General features: G+C 71.7%; 10 protein-coding genes. 6 read left to right on the top strand and 4 right to left on the bottom strand.

Annotated features, from left to right (window positions below):
- Positions 1-4 precede the first annotated feature (4 nt).
- Complete coding sequence (locus WMF12_RS14415) at positions 5-5137, bottom strand: AAA family ATPase (RefSeq protein WP_437872027.1); 5133 nt, start codon at positions 5135-5137, stop codon at positions 5-7.
- A 261-nt stretch (positions 5138-5398) separates the two neighbouring features.
- Here WMF12_RS14415 and WMF12_RS14410 point away from each other — a divergent pair, with 261 nt between their 5' ends.
- The 3 genes from WMF12_RS14410 to WMF12_RS14400 all read left to right on the top strand — a co-directional run bounded on the left by WMF12_RS14410 (position 5399) and on the right by WMF12_RS14400 (position 7720).
- On the top strand, positions 5399-6040 hold the full coding sequence (locus tag WMF12_RS14410) for an RNA polymerase sigma factor (protein ID WP_437872025.1): 642 nt from the start codon (positions 5399-5401) through the stop codon (positions 6038-6040).
- Positions 6033-7400 carry a FecR domain-containing protein gene (locus WMF12_RS14405; protein ID WP_437872024.1) on the top strand — a complete coding sequence of 456 codons (1368 nt, stop codon included), beginning with the start codon at positions 6033-6035 and terminating at the stop codon, positions 7398-7400. Before WMF12_RS14410 ends, WMF12_RS14405 begins: the two co-directional genes overlap by 8 nt.
- Before the next feature lie 146 nt (positions 7401-7546).
- Entirely contained in the window at positions 7547-7720 is a 174-nt protein-coding gene (locus tag WMF12_RS14400; RefSeq protein WP_437872023.1) for a hypothetical protein, read from the top strand.
- A 179-nt stretch (positions 7721-7899) separates the two neighbouring features.
- Here WMF12_RS14400 and WMF12_RS14395 read toward each other — a convergent pair whose 3' ends face one another.
- Positions 7900-10743 (bottom strand): RICIN domain-containing protein, encoded by a 2844-nt coding sequence (locus tag WMF12_RS14395; RefSeq protein ID WP_437872022.1) that lies wholly within the window; start codon positions 10741-10743, stop codon positions 7900-7902.
- Positions 10744-11741: 998 nt separating this feature from the next.
- Here WMF12_RS14395 and WMF12_RS14390 point away from each other — a divergent pair.
- Positions 11742-12785: an MBL fold metallo-hydrolase gene (locus WMF12_RS14390; RefSeq protein WP_437872018.1), complete on the top strand. Its 1044-nt coding sequence runs from the start codon at positions 11742-11744 to the stop codon at positions 12783-12785.
- Between the two features lie 52 nt (positions 12786-12837).
- Here WMF12_RS14390 and WMF12_RS14385 read toward each other — a convergent pair whose 3' ends face one another.
- The gene (locus WMF12_RS14385) at positions 12838-14736 is read right to left on the bottom strand and encodes a hypothetical protein (protein WP_437872015.1); all 1899 of its coding nucleotides are present in this window, start codon (positions 14734-14736) and stop codon (positions 12838-12840) included.
- Between the two features lie 284 nt (positions 14737-15020).
- On the opposite strand from WMF12_RS14385, the gene WMF12_RS14380 reads away from it, so the two are divergent.
- Both WMF12_RS14380 and WMF12_RS14375 read left to right on the top strand, forming a co-directional pair.
- A complete protein-coding gene (locus WMF12_RS14380) occupies positions 15021-16148 on the top strand; it encodes a hypothetical protein (protein ID WP_437872013.1) in 1128 nt (375 codons plus the stop codon).
- A gap of 151 nt (positions 16149-16299) precedes the next feature.
- Positions 16300-17877 carry a hypothetical protein gene (locus WMF12_RS14375; RefSeq protein ID WP_437872011.1) on the top strand — a complete coding sequence of 526 codons (1578 nt, stop codon included), beginning with the start codon at positions 16300-16302 and terminating at the stop codon, positions 17875-17877.
- A 12-nt stretch (positions 17878-17889) separates the two neighbouring features.
- On the opposite strand, the gene WMF12_RS14370 is transcribed toward WMF12_RS14375, so the two are convergent.
- On the bottom strand, positions 17890-18468 hold the full coding sequence (locus WMF12_RS14370; protein WP_437872008.1) for a TlpA family protein disulfide reductase: 579 nt from the start codon (positions 18466-18468) through the stop codon (positions 17890-17892).
- Position 18469 lies beyond the last annotated feature (1 nt).

Raw genomic sequence — 18469 nt, 5'->3', positions numbered from 1 at the left:
GCCGTCAGCGAGGGGCCATGGCGGCGAGCTGCCGCGCCTGGCCGGTCTTCCGGAGCGCGTACGCGATCCCGCGCTGGAGCGTCCCCTGGACGACGGTCTCGCTCAGGTCGATCCCGAGGCTGACCAGCGTCTGCGACACGTGGCCTCGGATCCCGGTGATCACCGCCTCGGCGCCGAGCAGCCGCAGCGCGGTCGCGGCCCGGACGAGCGTCGCGGCGACGCTGCTGTCCACGCCCTTCACGCCCGTGATGTCCAGGATGACGACCTGCGCCGACGTGTCCGCCACGCCGTGCAGCGCCGTCTCGAGCGCCTCGTCCGCCCGCTCCGCGTCCAGGGTCCCGATGAGCGGCATGACCATGATCCGGTCGGTGATCGGGATGAGCGGCGTCGACAGCTCGGCGAGCCGCTCGCGCTGCACGCGGATGAGGTCCTCCTGGAGGGCGGCGCGCGCCCGCTCGGCGCTCTCCCGCTCGACGAGCTCCGCCTCCAGCTGCACCTTCGCCGCGGAGAGCTCCGCGGTGCGGGCGGCGACGGCCGCCTCGAGCGCGTCGTTGGCCCTGCGGAGCTCGTCGCTCGCCGCCTGGACGCGCGCGTAGAGCAGCGCGTTCTTCACGGCGATGGCGGCCTGCGCGGCGACGAGCTCGAGCACGTCGAGGCGGGCGGGCGAGAACACCTCGGGCGCGGCGTTGTTCTCCAGATAGAGGACGCCCGAGATCTCCCCCTGGCTCACCATGGGCAGCGCGAGCACCGATCGCGGCTTGCGCGCCGCGACGTAGGGGTCCCCGTCGAACCGCCCGTCCTGCGCGGCGTCGGCCACGACGACGGCGCTCCCGGTGCGCATCGCGAGCTCGATCACCCGGGCTGCGGCGGCGCCGCTCTCGCGCACGGGCGTGGACGGGCCGACGCGCACCTCGCCCTCGTCCTCGGCGACGGCCTCCACGCGCGGCCCGCCCTCGTGGTCCAGGATCAGCGCGCCCCGCTGGGCGCCGACGCTCTCGACGGCGAGCCGGAGCAGCCGCGTCATCACGCGGCCGAGGTCGATCTCGCGCGCCACCGCCTGCGCGGCGCGGATGAGCGCCGCCGCGTCGAGCAGCGCCACGCGCCGCGCGACCGTCTCGATCGTCGACGAGGCGACCGAGGTCAGGTTCGACAGGACGCTCGCGGACGCGGGCTGGCCCGCCGCCGCGCGGGGGAGCAGCTCGACGTACGCCTCCTCCATCTGCCGCAGCTTGGCCGTGGCGCCCCAGCGCGCGTAGGCCTGGTAGGCCTCGACGAGGCACGAGCGCGCGAGCCACGGCATGCGCCTCGCCGCGAGGAACCTGCCGAAGAGCTCGCTGACGAGCGCGCGGTAGCGCACGTACCCCGCCTGCTCGGCCGCGTCGCTCGCCTGCTGGTAGAGCTCGAGGATCGGCTCCAGCGCCTCCCCGGCGACGCGCGCGCGCTCCGCCCGGACGAGCAGCTCCAGGTGCCGGAGCTCGGGGCAGTCCCGCGCGAGGACGGCGAGCTTGTCGTGGCTCGACGCGAGCATCTCGGCCAGCGCGCCGCCCTCTTCCCCGCTCGCCCGAGGGCCGAGCGCCAGGATGGTGAGGCAGGTGTAGAGCGGCAGATCGACGATGCCGATGTACTGGCCCGTCACGGCGCGGGCCCGCTCGTGCGCGCGGCGCGCCATCCGCAGCGCGCCCTCGTAATCGCCGTAGAGGTACGCGAGCGCGAGCTTGTTCGTGTAGTAGAAGCCAGCGACGATCGCGAAGCCCATCACATCGAGCTTCGGCACGAAGGCGTCCTCGTCGAAGCCGGCGTCGCTCAGCGTGCCGCGGTCCAGCGTGCGCCCCTCGAGGTTCTGGATCACCTGCAGCGCGACGGTCTGGACCGCCGTCGACAGCGCGTCCTTCGTGCGGGAGGTGAAGCGCAGGAACCCGCCGACGTCCTCGCGCACGCGCCGGAGCTCGCCTTCCAGGCTGAGCTTCATCTGGGCGACGATGTTGGAGGCCGCCGACGCGAACATGAAGTCGCCGGTCTCCATCCCGGCGACCCGCGCCCGCTGGAGGACCTCGAGCGCCTCGCGCTGCGGCCTCGAGTGGTTCATGACGACCCCGTAGTTGAAGTCGACCTTCGCCCTGATGGCATCGACCCGGTACCTCTCGTTCAGGGCGACGCCCATCCGCACGATCCTGTAGCCCTCGTGCGGCTGGCCCCAGAACGCGGCCAGGTAGAAGCCGTGGAGCGCGTACGCCACGCTGGCCATCGGCGAGATCCCGTGCCGGAGCGACAGGTTCGCCATCCTGACGGCGAGGAGCTGGGCCAGCGGCAGGTTGACGATATACGCCGAGGGCGAGCCGTAGCCGAGCATCTCCACCACGATCCTGACGCGCGGATCGGCGAGCTCCGGGCCCGCGCCGACGTCCTCGCCCCGCCGGGCGGCGAAGCCGCGCTCGGCCTCGGCGAGCTCCGCGCGGAGCGCGGCGGCGAGCGCCTCGCCCTCGGTGGGCACCTCCATGCCGAAGAGGCGCAGGCCCTGGAGCGCCACCGCGAGCGAGTCCGCCCAGCGGTGCTGCGCGTTGTAGAGGACCATCCGCATGCAGTAAACGCGCGCGCGCTGGACGTCCGAGGTGGCGCGCTCGAGGAGGGCGTCGAAGAGCGCCTCCGCGTCGTCGCAGCGGCCGGTCAGGTACGCGCACTCGGCCTTCGCGGCATGGATGTCGAAGACGTCGAAGGCGAGGCCCGGCTCGCCGGCCCATGGATCCGGGCCGAGCGCGGACGCCGCGGCGCTCAGGTAGCCGAACGCGGCGTCGTACGCGGTCGCCGCCTGCGCGCGTCGCCCCGCGGCCAGGTTGAGCCGCACGAACTCGCCGCGCTCCGCCGGATCCTCGATCGGGGCCGGGGCGAGGTTCAGGTGGCCGACGACGACGAACAGATCCTCGTCGCTCGGGTCCTCGCCGAGGCTCGCCGCGAGCAGCCGGCCGATGCGGTGGTGCAGCCGCTTCCGCTCCGGCTCGTCGATGAGCGCGTACGCCGCCTGCTGGACGCGATCGTGCAGGAACCGGTACGAGACGCGGAACGAGGGGTCCTCGAGCAGCCTGCCCGCGACCGCCGCGTCGCCGGCGTGGACGAGGCGGTACTCGGGATCGAGGGGCACGACGAGGCCCGCCCGCAGGGCCTCCCAGAGGGCCGCGGCCACCCCGCCCGGGGGCTGCTCGGCGACGAGCGCGAGCGTCCGGAGGTCGAAGCGGTGGCCCACGCAGGCGGCGAGCCGGAGGGCGCGCTGCGCGCCGGGCGCGAGCCGCCGGATCTTCGCGGCCATCAGCTCGACGACGCCCTCCGCGCCCTCCGCGCTCCGGGCGCGATCGAGGCTCCACGCCCACGCCCCCGCGGCCGGATCGAAGCGCACGATCCCCTCGCCGGCGAGGGCGTGCAGGAGCTGGTGGATGAAGAACGGGTTGCCCGCGGTCCTCTCCAGGATGAGCGCCGCGAAGGCGTCCGTGTCCTCGAGGCGGCAGCGCAGGGCGTCGGCGAGGAGCCGGCGGATGTCCTCGATCTCGAGCGGCCCGAGCCACACCTCGGAGGCGGACGCGCCCGCCGCCCGCAGGCCGCCGACGAACCTCGCCAGCGGGTGGGCGTCGTCGACTTCCTGGTCGCGGTAGGCGCCGATCACGAGCATCCCGCGGACGTCGGGATCGGTCATGAGGAGCTCGAGGAGCTTCAGCGAGGCCGGGTCGGCCCACTGGAGGTCGTCGATGAAGAGCGCGAGGAGGTGCTCCTCCGTGACCGCTCGGACGAAGGTCTGGAACGCCAGGCTGAAGCGGTTCTTCGACTCGCTCGGCCCGAGCGGCTGCACGGCGGGCTGGGGTCCGACGACGCGCTCGAGCTCGGGGATCACGTCGACGACGACCTGCCCGATCGAGCCGAGCGCGGCGCTCAGCCGGGCCTTCCAGCGCGCCACGGACTCCTCGCCCTCCGACAGGATGCGCTCGCACAGCTCGCCGAACGCCCGCGCGATGGCCGCGTAGGGGGTGCGCTGCTTGAGCTGGCCGAACTTCCCCGAGACGAAGTACCCGGGCCGCCGCGCGAGCACCTTGTAGACCTCGCGGACGAGGGCGGACTTGCCGACGCCGGCGTGGCCGGAGATGAGGAACATCTCGACGGCGCCGGCCGCCGCGCGCTCGCACGCGGCCACGATCGCCTGCGCCTCGGCCTCGCGCCCGTAGAGCTTCTCCGGCAGCCAGAGCCGGCCGCCCGCGTCGCGCTCGCCGAGCGGGAAAGGATCGACGCGGCCGTCGGCCTCGTACCTCCGGAGGCACTCCTCGAGATCGGCGCGCAGCGCCTCGGCGCACGGATACCGATCCTCCGCGGCCTTGGAGAGGAGCTTCATGACGAGATCGGAGACGACGCGCGGGATCTCGGCCGACGCGGCGTGCGGCGGCGTCGGCGTCCTGGCCAGGTGGCAGTGCACGAGCTCCATGGCGCTCGGCGCGGTGAACGGAGGCGCGCCCGTGAGCATCTCGTAGAGGGTGACGCCCAGGGAGTAGAGGTCCGTGCGGCAGTCGAGGCTGCGGTTCATCCAGCCCGTCTGCTCCGGTGACATGTACGGAAGGGTCCCCTCCGCGGCGCCCGGGTTCTCGGCCCTCGGCGCCTCCTGCGACAGGCGCGTTGCGATCCCGAAGTCGGCGAGCTTGACCACCAGCGGATCGAGGCGGACGAGCAGGTTGTGCGGCTTGACGTCCTTGTGAATGATGCCCGCGTGGTGCAGCGACGCGAGGGCGTCCGCGACGTGGATGCCGATCCGCAGGGTCGTGGCCAGGCCGAGCCTCTCGCTCCGCAGGACGATGTCGAGCGACGCGCCGCCGAAGTCCTCCAGGACGAGCACGGGCCCCCCGTCGCTCTCCTCGACGTCGAGGACGCGGAGGACGCCCGGGTGCGCGATCTCGCGCGTGATCACCTGCTCGTGGCGGAGCCTCGCGATCGCGCGCGGCGACGCCCGCCCGGCGCTCGGTCCCTTCAGCACGACGGGCTGCCCGTCCGACGCGCGGCGCGCGCGGCGCACGGTGATCATCGTCCCTTCGTGGAGGATGGCTTCCGCGGCGTAGCCCTGCAGCGGGCTCGCGGATCCGGTGGCATGGTCCGCGCCGAGCGTGGTCATGCGTACAGGTTACAACTGATATGGAACCTACCGTGACGGCGTTCGACGTCGCGTCGGAGCCGCCGTGACCTAGATCGGTAGTCCAGCGCACATCCCATCGATGGTCCTCGTCGTTCCTTGTCTCGAGCTCCGCCGGTGCGCGGGCGTGCCGAATCTTGAGCCGCGGAGGCCTCCCGGGGAACACTGCTGGGCGTGGTCCAACCCCGCCGGTCGACCGTCCCGCCCTTGACAGCGGTCGCGCCCTTCACGCAAAGGCGAGGCGTGCAGGCGCTACCGCTGACGGCGACCGACGACGAGGCGCTCGCGCGCGCCGCCGCGCAGGGACACCCGGGCGCCGCGCCCATCCTCTGGCAGCGGTTCGCGCCGCTCGTGCGCCGGATCCTGACGCGCACCCTCGGGCCGGGCGACGAGGTCGACGATCATGTGCAGGACACGTTCCTGCGCTTCTTCCGCGTGGCGAAGGACCTCAGGGACCCTTCGCTGCTCTCGAGCTTCATCGTCGGCATCGCGGTGCGCGTCGCGCGCGCCGAGCTGCGGCGCAGGCGCGTGCGGCGCTGGCTGCAGCTGTCGCCCTCGGGCGAGCTCCCGGACATGGGGGGCGCGCAGCAGGATCCGCAGGGGCGCGCGGCGCTCACGCGGCTCTACCGCATCCTCGACCAGGTCGACGACAGGTCCCGGACGCTCTTCGTGCTGCGGTTCATCGAGGGGCTCGAGCTCACCGAGATCGCCGCCGCGCTCGGCTGCTCCCTGGCCACGACGAAGCGCCACCTCGCGCGCGCGTCCCACCGGATCCTCACCGCCGCGGAGCGCGATCCCGCGCTCTCGGCCTACCTCACCAAGGCCCCGCAGGACCTCGATCGGCCCGGGACCCTCCCCGCCGACGGAGGAGATCGCGATGAATGAAGCGGAGAAGCTGAGCCGGCTCGCGGACCTCGTGCGGGGCGGCGTCCCCGCGGACGTCGACGCGGCGCACGACGCCGCCGAGCGCGCCCGCTTCGTGGAGGCGGTGAGCCGCGGCGCGGGCCGCGCGGGAGCCCTGGGCCGCGTGGGCTCGTGGCTGCGCGCCTCGCCCCTGTGGAGCGCGCTCTCCGGACGGCCGCGGTGGAGCTTCGCGCTCGCCGGCGCGGCGGCGCTCGCGCTCGCGCTCGTCACGCTCTGGCCGGCGCGGCCGCTCGACTACGCCGTCGAGGGCGCGCCTTCCGCCGCGGGCCGGTACATCGCCGCGACGGCCGGCGGAGAGGCGCGGCTCCGCTTCACGGACGGCACCTCCGTCGCGCTCTCGCCGGGCAGCGCGATGCGCGTGGTCGACGTCGACGCGGTCGGGGCGCGCATGCTGCTCGAGGACGGCCGCGCGTCGCTGCGCGTCACGCGGCGGCCGAAGGCGCGCTGGTCCGTCGAGGCGGGGCCGTTCGCGGTGCTGGTCACCGGCACGGCGTTCGACGTGTCCTGGAGCCGCGGCGACGGCACGCTGCGCGTCGATCTGCACGAGGGGAGCGTGACCGTGCGCGGGCCGCTCGCGCCCGACGGGCTGCCGCTCCGCGCCGGGCAGCGGCTCGTGGCGCGGATGCGCGAGGGCGACGTGCAGATCTCGAGCGGCGACGCCGCGAGCGCGGCGGACCCGGCGCCGAAGGCGCTGCCGCCCGCGGGCACGGCGGCGCAGCCCCGGGAGGAGAAGACCATCGGACCTGGCGACGCCGGGGGCGGCGACGCCGGGGCCGTACGGCCGGAGGGCTCGCGGGCAGAGGGGGCGCCCGCGAGTCCTCCGACGGACGGTGCGGGGCCGGCCGGCGCGGCGGCGGCGGCGCCGAGCTGGGCCCAGCGCGTGGCGGCGGGGGATTTCCGGGCGGTCCTGGCCGAGGCGGAGCAGCGCGGCCTCGGGGGGGTGCTCGAGCGGGGCTCGCTGGACGACCTTGTCGCCCTAGGGGACGCGGCGCGGTACGCGCGGCGCGGCGACGTGGCGCAGCGCGCGCTCTCGGCGACGCGCAAGCGGTTCCCGGGGACGAGCCAGGGCAAGGCGGCGGCCTTCCTGCTCGGCCGCCTGATCGACGACGGCGGCTCGCCCGAGGCGGCCGTCGCCTGGTACGACACGTACCTCGCCGAGTCGCCGGGCGGCCCGTTCGCGGCCGAGGCGCTCGGCCGCAAGATGGTGGCGGTCGAGCGCACGGCCGGCCGGGCGGCGGCGCGCCCCATCGCGGAGCTCTACCTGAAGCGCCACCCGCGCGGCGCGCACGAGCCCGTGGCGCGCGATCTCCTCACGCCGTGACGCCCGGCGGGTGACTCACCCGTTCTGGCATCCATCGTTTGATCCGATCGGGAGAGCGTTCGGGTGGTGGGGGGCTTCCCCCCATAGGCGTTAACCAAGCTTCGCGCCACGTTCTCCTACATCCGAACGCTTACGTAGTCGTGGTCGTGAACGTTTACGTGGTCGTGGACGTGAACGTGAACGTGAACGTTTACGTGGACGTGAACGTTTACGTGGTCGTGGGCGTGAACGTTTACGTGGTCGTGGGCGTGGTCGTTCACGGCCTATCGTTGACGACCACGACCACGACCACGACCACGACCACGACCACGACCACGTAAACGTTCACGTTCACGTTGCTGACGATGGTGGGTGGAGGGGGGCGGGCTTCGTGCCCTGAGCGTCACCGAACGAGCTTGGCCTAGGGGGGCTTACCCCACCCTGCCGGAACGATGGATCCGTCAAGACGCCCCAAGACGCCAAGATTCGGAGACCAGGAGCGCGCTCTGGCGAGGAGGTGTCAATTCGAGCGGCTCAGCGGGTACTTGTAGAAGTTCTGCGCCCACTCGATGGTCCAGATCGTCGGCTCCACGTACACGTTCTTGTCCGCGCCGAGGATCATGCCCCGCTTCATCTTCGCCATCGCCGTCAGGAAGACCTTGCGATCGTCCTCCATGCGCGGCCGCATCACGGTCGACGGGGGATACAGCTCCTTGACCTGAGCCACCGTCGCCGCGTCGTTGATCCACCCGTCGACCCCGTGCTCGCCCTTCGGGAGGCGCGAGCCGCCGGCGTCCAGCCAGTCGCGCAGATCGTTGTTGCCTCGGTTCATGCCGTCGGCATGGCAACCGATGCAGGAGCTTCCGGTGTTCAGGCGGCGGTCCTGGGTGGCGAAGCCCAGCGTGCTGTTGATCTGCGCGTCCGAGGCGGTCTTCTGGAGGCGCGGATCGCGCACGATGTTGACGAACGCGTCGACGCGGCGCTGGTTGATGCCGCCCCAGAGGGAGTACCCCTGCAGGCCGTTCGGCAGATCCCAGATCACCTCCTCCGCCGACTGCTGGAGGCCGTCGGTCCCCGTGTAGTAGCGGCAGTTGATGTAGCTGCCGCCGGCGTAGCTCGGCGCCCCGTCGCACCCCGCCGGCTCCGTGCCGTTCGGCTGAGCCAGCGTCGCGATGAAGCTGTAGTTGCTCGCCGAGCCGCCGGCCCCGCTGATGAACTTGGGGATCGGGTGCGCCCAGAAGGGGAACCGGATCTGGCCCGTCTCGTACGCCTGCTCGATGGTGGTCACGCCGTCGAGCTGCCCGGAGAAGACATCCCACGTCTTCCAGTAGAACCCGCCGCTCTTCGTCCTGGCCCTGTAGTACATGCGGGAATCGACGGTGATGGCCTGCTTCGTGAGCATGTACTCGTACGACTTGATCCCCGCGTCCTTGATGACGCCGAGCTCGGCCTCGAGATCCTGCGCGTACCAGGGGATCGCCATGATGGCGTTGTAGACGTCCGGGCGTGTCAGCGTGTAGACGAGCTGGCTCGCCTCGATGTAATCGGTCTTGAAGCCGTTGACGTTGGGCGGCAGCACCTGGCTGTCCGTGGCGCCCTCCACGTTGCCGGCGAGGACGCGCCCCCAGACGAGCCTGGCGAAGCTCGGATCCACCTGGACCGTCGAGGTGTATCTGTACCGCTCCCTGAACGTGACGTCGGAGCCGACGGGCTCACCCAGGTAGTTGACCGAGGTCCTCCCGAAGAAGACGTCGTCGTCCGATCCGCCGAAGTGGAGCTTCGTGACCCCCTTGTTGTAGCCCCAGTAGTTGCGGGTATCGAAGCGGTAGACCATGCCCTTGCCGTTGATGTCCACCGGGTTGACGATCGTGGGGGCCCAGCGCGCGGTCGAGTTCAGGGCCTTCGACAGCCCCACGCGGGCCACGTTGAGCTCCTCTGCGCTGACGCCCGCGTTGTGGAGCTCGTGCAGCGAGGCGTACTTGATGAACTCCGCGTCCGCCGCGGCGACGGTGGCCTTGTCCGTCGCGATCCACGCCTTGACCTGGTCCTCGGTGACCTTCTCGCCGGCCGCGACGGGGCGCGGGGTGGCCGGCAGGGTCGGCGCGACGGCGTTCGCCCACGCCGTGACGGCGTTGAGCATCTGCGTGTTCGCGTCTCTGCAGCTCGTTCCGAAGCAGTTGTGCCGGTCGATGCCCATCCGGACCACGAGCTTGGAGTCCGCCGGCTTCTTGAAGTTGACGCGCGTGAGCGCGTACTCGTGGGCCAGCGCCGGATCGACGTCGGAGTGCATGGGCGCCTGGGCCTTGCCCGTCGAGCTGTGGCAGCCAGAGCAGTTGGCGGTCAAGAGCGGGTAGACCGTCGTCTTGAAGGCCTCCAGCGACGCGGCCATGTTGAAGTTCATCTCCTTCGGAAGGCAGACGGCCTCGACGTTCTTGCCGCCCTTCCCGTCCGGGATCTGGCTGTAGCCGAGCGTGCAGCCCGACGCCGGGTTGACCCCTGTATCCGCGTCGCCGCCGCCCGAGCCGCCAGCACCGCCGGAGCCGCCCGCACCGCCGGAGCCGCCCGCACCGCCCGAACCACCGACGCCGGTGCTCGCGCTGCTGGAGCTGGTCGAGCTGCTGGAGCTGGTCGAGCTGCTGGAGCTGGTCGAGCTGCTGGAGCTGGTCGAGCTGCTGGAGCTGGTCGAGCCGCCAGCGCCACCAGCGCCGCCGGACCCGCCCGAACCACCGACGCCGGTGCTCGCGCTGCTGGAGCTGCTTGAGCTGCTGCTCGCGCTGCTTGAGCTGCTGCTCGCGCTGCTTGAGCTGCCCCCCACGACCTTGAACGTGAACTTCTGGTTGTCGCCGTTCGCCCAGCTGTACTGCTGGAGGCCGGCGCCATCTGCGGTCGACCGCCCGATGACGTCGAGCGCCTTGTTGCTGTTTCGGGCCATGATCCGCTGGGCGTTGTTGCCGACGTCCACGAACGAAAATTGCTGGCTCGTGGCGTTGCCGCAGCTGGATTGGACGACGGTGGCACCGTTCGCCGTCGATCCACCGTTGATCCCGAGGCAGAGGCCGCTGTTCACGTTCCGCAGCCGGAAGTATCCACTCCCCGCGGACTCCGCCCGGAACTGCTGTCGCGTGGAGCCGTTGCACGTGGCGATCTGCGCAGCCGCCGAGCTCGCCGTGCTGCCCCCGCGGATCTCGACGCACTTGTTGCTCTGCACGCCGACGAGCGTGTAGACCGCGTTCGGGTCGATCGTGAGGCTCTCCTCGAGCGCGTCGCCTTGCTCGCTGCCGGTGTCGTCCAGACCAGCGATGCATGAGACGGCGAGAAGGCTCGTCGCGGAGGCAAGCAAGGCGCTCCTTGATGCGAATCTCATGTTGTTCTCCTCTGTCAAGTAAGAAGTACGGTCTATCTACAGCTCGACGCTGCCCTTGCGCTGGTCAGGGGCTCTCGACACGCAATGCGCGATGGAGGCTCCGGAGGGACGGCCGCGGTGGTCATCGGTCATCGCCCCCCCAGGGGATCTCGATCACGAGGTGCGGAGCTGGAGGACTCGTTCGACAGGCGGTCAGGCACCGCTAAGAGGATTACTCTTGTCTCGTATCGTGTTGCGAGTCAAGCCAATCATGCGTCCCGCCGCGTCATTTGCACGTTCGTTTGCGTGGTCATTTACGTGTTCGTTCACATGGTCATTCACGTGAGCGTTCACATGATCGAACACATGATCGTTCGCGCGATCGTCAATAAATCCGCGCAAAAACGCACGAATTTGCGCATCTCCGCGCCGGTCTCCCGCCGTCGATCCTCTTCACTTTGCCGCGCATCTGTCCATCTTGTTCAGTTTGTCGGCATTTATGAACGACTATTTACGAAGCCACGACCACGACAGTTGATGGCCAATGACCTGTGCCGCAATGTCCCACATTGACCGAGACATTTGGCTTCTCGCGCCCTCTTCGCCCGTACCACTGAACGGGTCGAGTCTCGCCTGAACGAGAGTTGCCGCGGCACCCCTGGATCATCGGATGACCAGGGATTCGCCGTGCGTTGATTCCTGCACAAATCCAGGCAGGTCGCTCCCCCGAGGCGGTACCCGGCGGGGCACGGGGCGGATCGCCAACGGGCCAGGGCAAGGAGAAAGGGTCAGGCGATGGTCAACATTGACAAGTTGAGAACAATTTGTCAAGTTCAGGCCTTGACGGTCTGCGCGCCGATCGCAAAGCTCGTCCGGTGCGTGGGCGAGCCACCCTGGCCGAGCGCGCGCTCCACCCGGAGGAGCCCACGCCTCCTCCGGCGACCAGGTCGCGGAATGGTCGCCTTCAAGGTCGTGTTCTGTCTCGCCAGGCACCGCGCCTGGCAGGAGGTCGTCCCCTCATGAACGATTCACGGCGTCGCAAAGGGCTGCGGCTCGAGCGGGCGCGCGCTTCAGCTCAGTTCAAGGACGGCAAGTTCGAGAACCCGTCGGGCGCCGGCCCCACCATGACCAAGGGCTCGACGCTGCCCGTGCTCGGCGAGTTCTTCTTCCGCCGCGGCCGGCGGGAGCCGCCCGCGCCGCTGCCCGTCGTGCGGCCCCACGAGACCTGGACCCGGAAGAGCGACACCGGACTGCGGGTCACCTGGCTCGGCCACAGCACCGTCCTCCTCGAGCTCGATGGCCGCCGGGTCCTCACCGATCCGGTGTTCGGCGAGCGCGCCTCGCCGGTCTCCTTTGCCGGCCCGCTGCGCTTCCATCCGGTCCCGGCCACGCTCGACGAGCTGCCGCCGCTCGACGCGGTCCTGCTCTCCCACGACCACTTCGATCACCTCTGCGCGCCGACGATCGAGGCGCTGGCCCGCACGCGCGTCCCCATCGTCACGCCCCTCGGCGTGGGCGCGCTCCTCGAGGCGCTCGGCGTCGACCCGGCCCGGATCACCGAGCTCGACTGGCACGAGCGCGCGGAGATCGGCGGCGTCCGCTTCACCGCGACGCCCTCTCAGCACTTCTCGGGCCGCGGGCCGACGAGCCGCAACGCGACCCTCTGGGCTTCATGGGTCATCGAGGCGGAGCGGCGCAAGGTCTTCTTCTCCGGCGACACCGGGCTGTTCCCCGGGTTCGAGGACATCGGCAAGCAACACGGCCCCTTCGACCTGGTGATGCTCGAGGTCGGCGCGTACCACCCTGCGTGGGGGACCATCCACCTCGGCCCCGAGAACGCGCTGACCGCGTTCGAGATGCTCGGCGGCGGCACGCTCTTGCCCGTCCACTGGGGCACCTTCAACCTCGCCCTCCACGACTGGGACGAGCCGGCCGAGACGCTGCTCTCCCTGGCCACCGAGCGCGGCGCGCGCGTCGTGACCCCCGGGATCGGCGCCGCGTTCGAGCCCGAGCGCGTCGGGGCGCCGACCCCGTGGTGGCGAGCGGTCGCGGGCCCGCGGTGACGGACGGCGGCCAGCCCCGTTCCGCCGGAAGGCCGCGCCGCGCCTCGCGCGGTCACGCCGCCCGGGGCCTCGTCTCGGGCGAGAGCGGCGTGAGCTGCTCGACGGTGTAGGCGTATTCGTAGGTCTTGCGGAACTCGCGCCAGCTCCGGAGCTGCGGCATCCACTCGTCGTCCCGCAGCGCGCTGAGCAGGAGCAGGATGCGTGACTCGGAGGACAGCCGTATCACGGCGTCGCGCGTCTCCTGCGTGGCCATGCAGAGCTCGAGATCGGTCGCCGTGCGGATCCCATGCGCCTTCAGCTTCGAAAGGATGCTCGACGGCGCGTTCCGGGCCGGCTCGGCCTCGTCTCGCGCGTGGAGATACAGGATCGCCTGATCCACGAGGTCGACCAGGCGCGGGGCCGGGATGCGCGTGCGCAGGATCAGCTCGATCAGGTTGTGGTGCGCGAGGTTCTCGATGTTCTCGATGCCCTCCTCGAGCAGGCGCGCCTTGTCGTAGAGCGTGATGCCCTCGAGATGGGTCAGCGGGTCGCGGTCCTTCAGGGTCGGGACGAAGAACGTGACCATGCGCGTCTTGAGCAGGTCATGGAGAACGGCGAGCCCGGTGTCCGGGACGATGCCAATGAAGAAGGCGAGCACGAGCAGCTGCCAGGGCGCGTTGTCGATGGGCGCCGCGCCACCCGAGGGCGAGGCGCCCTCGAACGTCTTGCTCATGACCCAGGCCAGGATCGTGGCGATGATGATGCGCACGGAGATGTGGCTGTACGCCTTGGGCCCGAGATCCGCCCGCACATAGCGGCGGAATACCATGTTGAGCGCGAAGAAATACGTCCCGAGGAACGCGAACGTGAAGGCGGTCCGGTTGGGGATGAACAGGGAGTGAAGCTCGACCGGCTTGTCCCCCAGCGTCTCCGCCACGGACGCCACCGTCGGCAGCGCCGAGATCACCCAGCCGACCGAGAGGAGGAACGTGCTGAGGATGATCGGGACGAAGAACAGCGGACCGCGCCGGGTGTCCAGCGCGTCCTTCATCAGCGGAGAATAGGCCCGCTCCGCCTCGTCGATCGTGCGGAGCGCGGGGTCGAGCCGCAGCACGTCGCGGTGAAACTGCTCCTTCACCACGTTCCGGCGCTGCTCCGCGAACAGAAAGAACAGGAGCGCGGGCAACGTCGCCGCGGCGCCGATGAACAGCGCAAAGAGGAGCAGCAGCGCCATGCTGCGCATCGATAACGTGAAGATCTCGTGAAGGCGCGTCTCGGCCTGCAAGAGGACCGTGGCGGCGGGGATGCCGAACCCCACCAGGCACACCGCCAGCATGCCGATCGCGCGCCAGAACTGGTCGCGCAGCATCAACGCGGTGCTGCGATGGCGATGCCGGGCCCAGCGCTCCAGCGACGGGAACACGGTGAACGCGATCATCCCGACGCCGACCGTGCCGAAGGCCAGGCGGGCCCAGCCGTCCAGGGTGACCATGAACAGCGACGTGAGCCCCCCGAGGACCAGCACCCCCGCGATGGCGGCGGCGTCGAGGCTCGGCTCTTCGGCCTGGACCGGGGCGCGCTTCTCCACATAACCACGCTCGAGCCAGACGCTCAGATCCAGCCCCTGCGCCGCCGTCTCCGTCGTGCGCACCACGTCGAAAGGCGCCACGACGAGATCGCTGCCATCGCGCCGGATGCAGATCCGGCGAGCCGTCTTGTTGACGAGCTCGATCTCCTCGGCGGGCGGCGCCTGCCGTGCGTCCCCTCGCCCGCAGGGCGGCCGCCGTGCCCGCTCTGGCCTGGAAGGAGCCTGCCCTGCCTCCGGCGAGGCCTCCTGATGGCCTGACTGCCCCTGCCGTCCCCCGGTCGTCGGGCTCACGAGCACCAGCGGACCGCCGTCGCGCTTCGAATCCGAGCCGCTGTGTTGGCGCGACGGCAGCTGCTGCAGATCCTCGAGCTCCCCATCTGCCATGGCGTTTCCCCTCGATCGGCGCGGTCGCCCCTGATCCCTGCGGCGGCGACTCGACGACAGGTTGGGGCCCAGTCGAGCTTATGCCCATCGACGCTCCTCCGCGAGAGCGCGCCGCATCGGGGAGGTCTTCCCGGTCGTGGCCCGTCCGGACGGACGCTGCGGGATCCCGTGGCTCGGCTCCTCGGGTACGTCACGGGGGCCCCATGCCCCCTCCCCTCCCGCTCCCTCCCCGTTCGCTGCGATGCGCCTCCACCCCCGCCTGCGATCTGATAGAGCCCTGGCGCGTGCGCTCCCTCACTCTCCTGCTCTGGCTCCTCCTCGCGTCGGCGCCCGCCGCGGCGCGGGCCGACGCGGCGCCGCCCGGCGCGCCCTCACGGAAGGCCGAGGCGGCCGCGTCACGGGTGGTGATCGTCGAGGCCGGCGTGGACGACCCGCTCGTGCTCGAGGCGGCGACGCGGCTGCGGGCCGAGCTCGGCGCGGCGGGGTTCGAGGTGGTGCGCGTCATGCGAGCGCCCGAGGGCGATCTGCGCGCAGGGCTGGAGCGCGCCGCGAAGGAGGCAGACGCGTTCGCGGCCGCGACGATCGTCCGCTCGCGGACGGGCGCGACCGCCGACCTCTGGATCGTCGATCGGGTGACGCAGAAGACGGTGGTGCGCGCCGTGGAGGCGGCCGGCGCGGCGGCGCCGTCGGTGATGGCCGTGCGCGCGGTCGAGCTCCTGCAGGCGAGCCTGCTGGAGGCGAGCCTGCAGGAGCCGCACGGGCGCGCCGCGGAGGACGGCGGCGCCGCCGTTCCCGACGACGTGCGGCGGTGGATGGCGCCGGTCCGGCAGCGGGCCGGGATGCCCCCTGCGCCGGAGCGGGCCGGGATGCTCGCGGGCGTGGGCGTGGAGGCCGGCTTCGTGGCGCTCCTGAGCGCAGACGGCGTCGGGCCGGCGCTGGGGCCCGCGCTGCGGCTGTCGTACGGGGTCGGCGCGGACGGCCGCGGCGGCGCGCTGCCCGCGGGGCTCGCGGCGCGGCTGACGTTCGCCGGGCCGACGCTGGGGCCTACGCTCGAGGGCGAGCTCGGCACGGTGTCCGTCCGTCAGGAGATGGCCTTTCTGGAGGCGGTATGGGCGCTGGACACGGGCGGCGCGATCTCGCCTGTGCTCTCGGCCGGCGTGGGCGGAATTCACCTGTTCGTCAGCGGTGATCCCCTGCCGCCGCTGCGGAGCGCGACGGGCGATGTCTGGTCGGTCGCCGCGGCCCTGGGCGGGGGCGCCGGGCTGCGCCTGACCGACCGCGCAACCCTCCTGGTGGATGCACACGCGATCTTCGCCGAGCCCCGCGCCGTCGTGACGCTCGGCGGCGAGCGGCTCGGCACCGCGGGGAGACCGACGTTCGCCGGGTTTCTGGGGCTGCTCGTGCGGCTCTGAGCGGGCCGCGCCCGGGTGGGCCGGCGGGGGGCCGCGAACGCCGGCACAAGGCGGTTTGCCGATGTTGGAGAGGCGCCGATTCCGGTACCGTCTGTGAATCAGTCGATGGCGCGCCCGATGGGGGCACGGCCTCCTGGTTCGGGTGACAGCGATGAGAGTGCGAAGAATTGCGGCGGCTTTGCTCACCACGGTCGCCTTTTCGACGGGATTTCTCGGCTGCTCTGACGATTCCGACGACGGCGCGGGAGGCACATCGACGAGCGACGGCGCGGGCGCCGGCAGCAACGGCGCGGGCGCGGCGGGCCATGGCGGCTCCGGCGACGGCGGCTCCGGCGACGGTGGCTCTGGCGACGGCGGCTCCGACGGCAACGACGGCGGCTCCAGCGCCCAGAGCGGCGCCGGGGGCGGCGACGGCGGCTCCGGCGACGGCGGCTCCGGCGACGGCGGCTCCGGTGACGGAGGCTCCGGCGAAGGGCCGGGGCTCGGCGCCCGGTGCGAGAAGGACGCGGACTGCGGCCGGCGTGGCCTCTGCTTCACGGAGTCGGGCGACGAGTTCCTCGGCGGAGGCCCGGCGGGCGGGTACTGTACGACCACGTGCACCGGAGACAGCGATTGCGAGGGCGAAGGCAGCGCGTGCTTCGACGGCCTCTGTCTGCTCGGCTGCACCTCGGGCGAGCCCCCGCTCGAGACCATCGTCGACGAGCTCGATCCGACGAAGTGCCGCGGCCGCGAGGAGCTGCGCTGCGAGGACATCGAGGATGTGTCCGTGTGCATGCCGAACTGCGGATCGGACAGCCAGTGCGGCGGCCGGGTGTGCGATCCCCGCATGAACTTTTGCGTCGACGAGCCTACGCAAGGGCTGCCGGCAGGCGCCGCGTGCGCGCTCGAAGCCGACGGCACGGATCCCTGCGCGGCGTGGTGCATCGACATCGGCGCCGACGTCGGCGTGTGCGCCGAGCTGTGCGGGATCGGCGGGGACGTCGCCAACGAGGACTGCGGAGGGCTGGAGAACGGCCTCTGTGCGTATCCTCTGGCAGCCGAGCCCGGGATTGGTGACCTCGGAATGTGCGCGCCCGCGTGCAACAGCCACAGCGACTGCCTGCTGCCGCACGCCTCGTGTGTGTTCCTCGGCGTGGAGACCAACGGATTCTGCCTCTTCGGAGTGACGAAGTGCCCGAAGGGCCAGAGGGCCTGCGCGGCCGGCGAGGTCTGCACCGTGACGCCTGAAGGCCGTTTGTGCCTCGACGAGAATTACCCCCTGGAGGACCCGGGCACAGGCGGTGCGGGTGGTGGTGGCGGCGCGGGTGGAACGGGCGGCGCGGATGGCACCGGTGGCGCCGATGCCACGGGCGGCGCCGATGCCGCAGGCGGCGCCGATGCCACGGGTGGTGCAGGCGGCACGAATGGCGCGGGCGGCACGGATGCCTCCGGTGGCGCAGGCAGCACGAGTGGCGCGGGCGGCGCAGGCGGCACGGATGCCGCAGGCGGCGCAGGCGGCACCATTGGCGCAGGCGGCATGGATGGCTCGGGTGGCGCAGGCGGCACCAATGGCGCAGGCGGCACCAATGGCGCAGGCGGCACGGATGCCTCGGGTGGCGCAGGCGGCACCAATGGCGCAGGCGGCACCAATGGCGCAGGCGGCACGGATGCCTCGGGTGGCGCAGGCGGCACGAATGGCGCAGGCGGCTCCCTCGATGGGTCGTCGGTGTCTGCCGGGGGCGCCGAGTAGCGGGAAGCGCGATCAGGGCGCTGGCCGCTCCTGCCCAAGCAGCAGCGTTGTCGCTTCCGGCGCTCGCCAGTCCCTCGCGCCCGTGAAGCGGAGGGACATCCTGCCGTCCGCCTCCACCAGGAAGGTGTCGGGCAACGTCGAGACCCCGAACCGCTGCTGCACCGCAGGGGATCCGGCCCGCACGACGCCGGGAGGGACCTCGCCGCCGAAGAAGGCGCGCACGACTTCCCAGTTCTCGTCGACGCTCACGGCCACGACCTGGAGCCTCCCGGCCTTCTCCAGCTGCTGGCCGAGCTCCAGCAAGCGCGGGAGCTCGGCGCGGCAGGGGCCGCACCAGGTGGCCCAGAAGTGGAGCAGCACAGGCCGGCCGCGCAAGGCGGCGGCGCGAAGCGAGGTCCCGTCCGGTTGCTCGAAAGCAGCGTCGGGCACGCGCTGGCCGTCGTGGAGCCGCTCGACCACGAAAGGGCGACCTGGCCGCTCGGCGCCGCGGCGGCGCTCCACGGCCCAGTAGAGCCCCACCGCGAGCGCCTGGACGAGGATCAGGACGCCCGCGGTGACGGCGATCGTGCGGAGGCGGGAGCGCGCGCGCACC

The organism is Sorangium sp. So ce363 (genome assembly GCF_051520435.1).
GTDB lineage: Bacteria > Myxococcota_A > Polyangia > Polyangiales > Polyangiaceae > Sorangium > Sorangium cellulosum_B.
This window is presented reverse-complemented; position numbering and strand designations above follow the sequence as displayed.

Excerpts from the sequence above, each read along its gene's own strand:
- WMF12_RS14415 (WP_437872027.1), bottom strand. The coding sequence starts at position 5,137 with ATGACCACGCTCGGCGCGGACCATGCCACCGGATCCGCGAGCCCGCTG.
- WMF12_RS14385 (WP_437872015.1), bottom strand. The coding sequence starts at position 14,736 with ATGGCAGATGGGGAGCTCGAGGATCTGCAGCAGCTGCCGTCGCGCCAA.
- WMF12_RS14395 (WP_437872022.1), bottom strand. The coding sequence starts at position 10,743 with ATGAGATTCGCATCAAGGAGCGCCTTGCTTGCCTCCGCGACGAGCCTT.
- WMF12_RS14390 (WP_437872018.1), top strand. The coding sequence starts at position 11,742 with ATGAACGATTCACGGCGTCGCAAAGGGCTGCGGCTCGAGCGGGCGCGC.
- WMF12_RS14375 (WP_437872011.1), top strand. The coding sequence starts at position 16,300 with ATGAGAGTGCGAAGAATTGCGGCGGCTTTGCTCACCACGGTCGCCTTT.
- WMF12_RS14405 (WP_437872024.1), top strand. The coding sequence starts at position 6,033 with ATGAATGAAGCGGAGAAGCTGAGCCGGCTCGCGGACCTCGTGCGGGGC.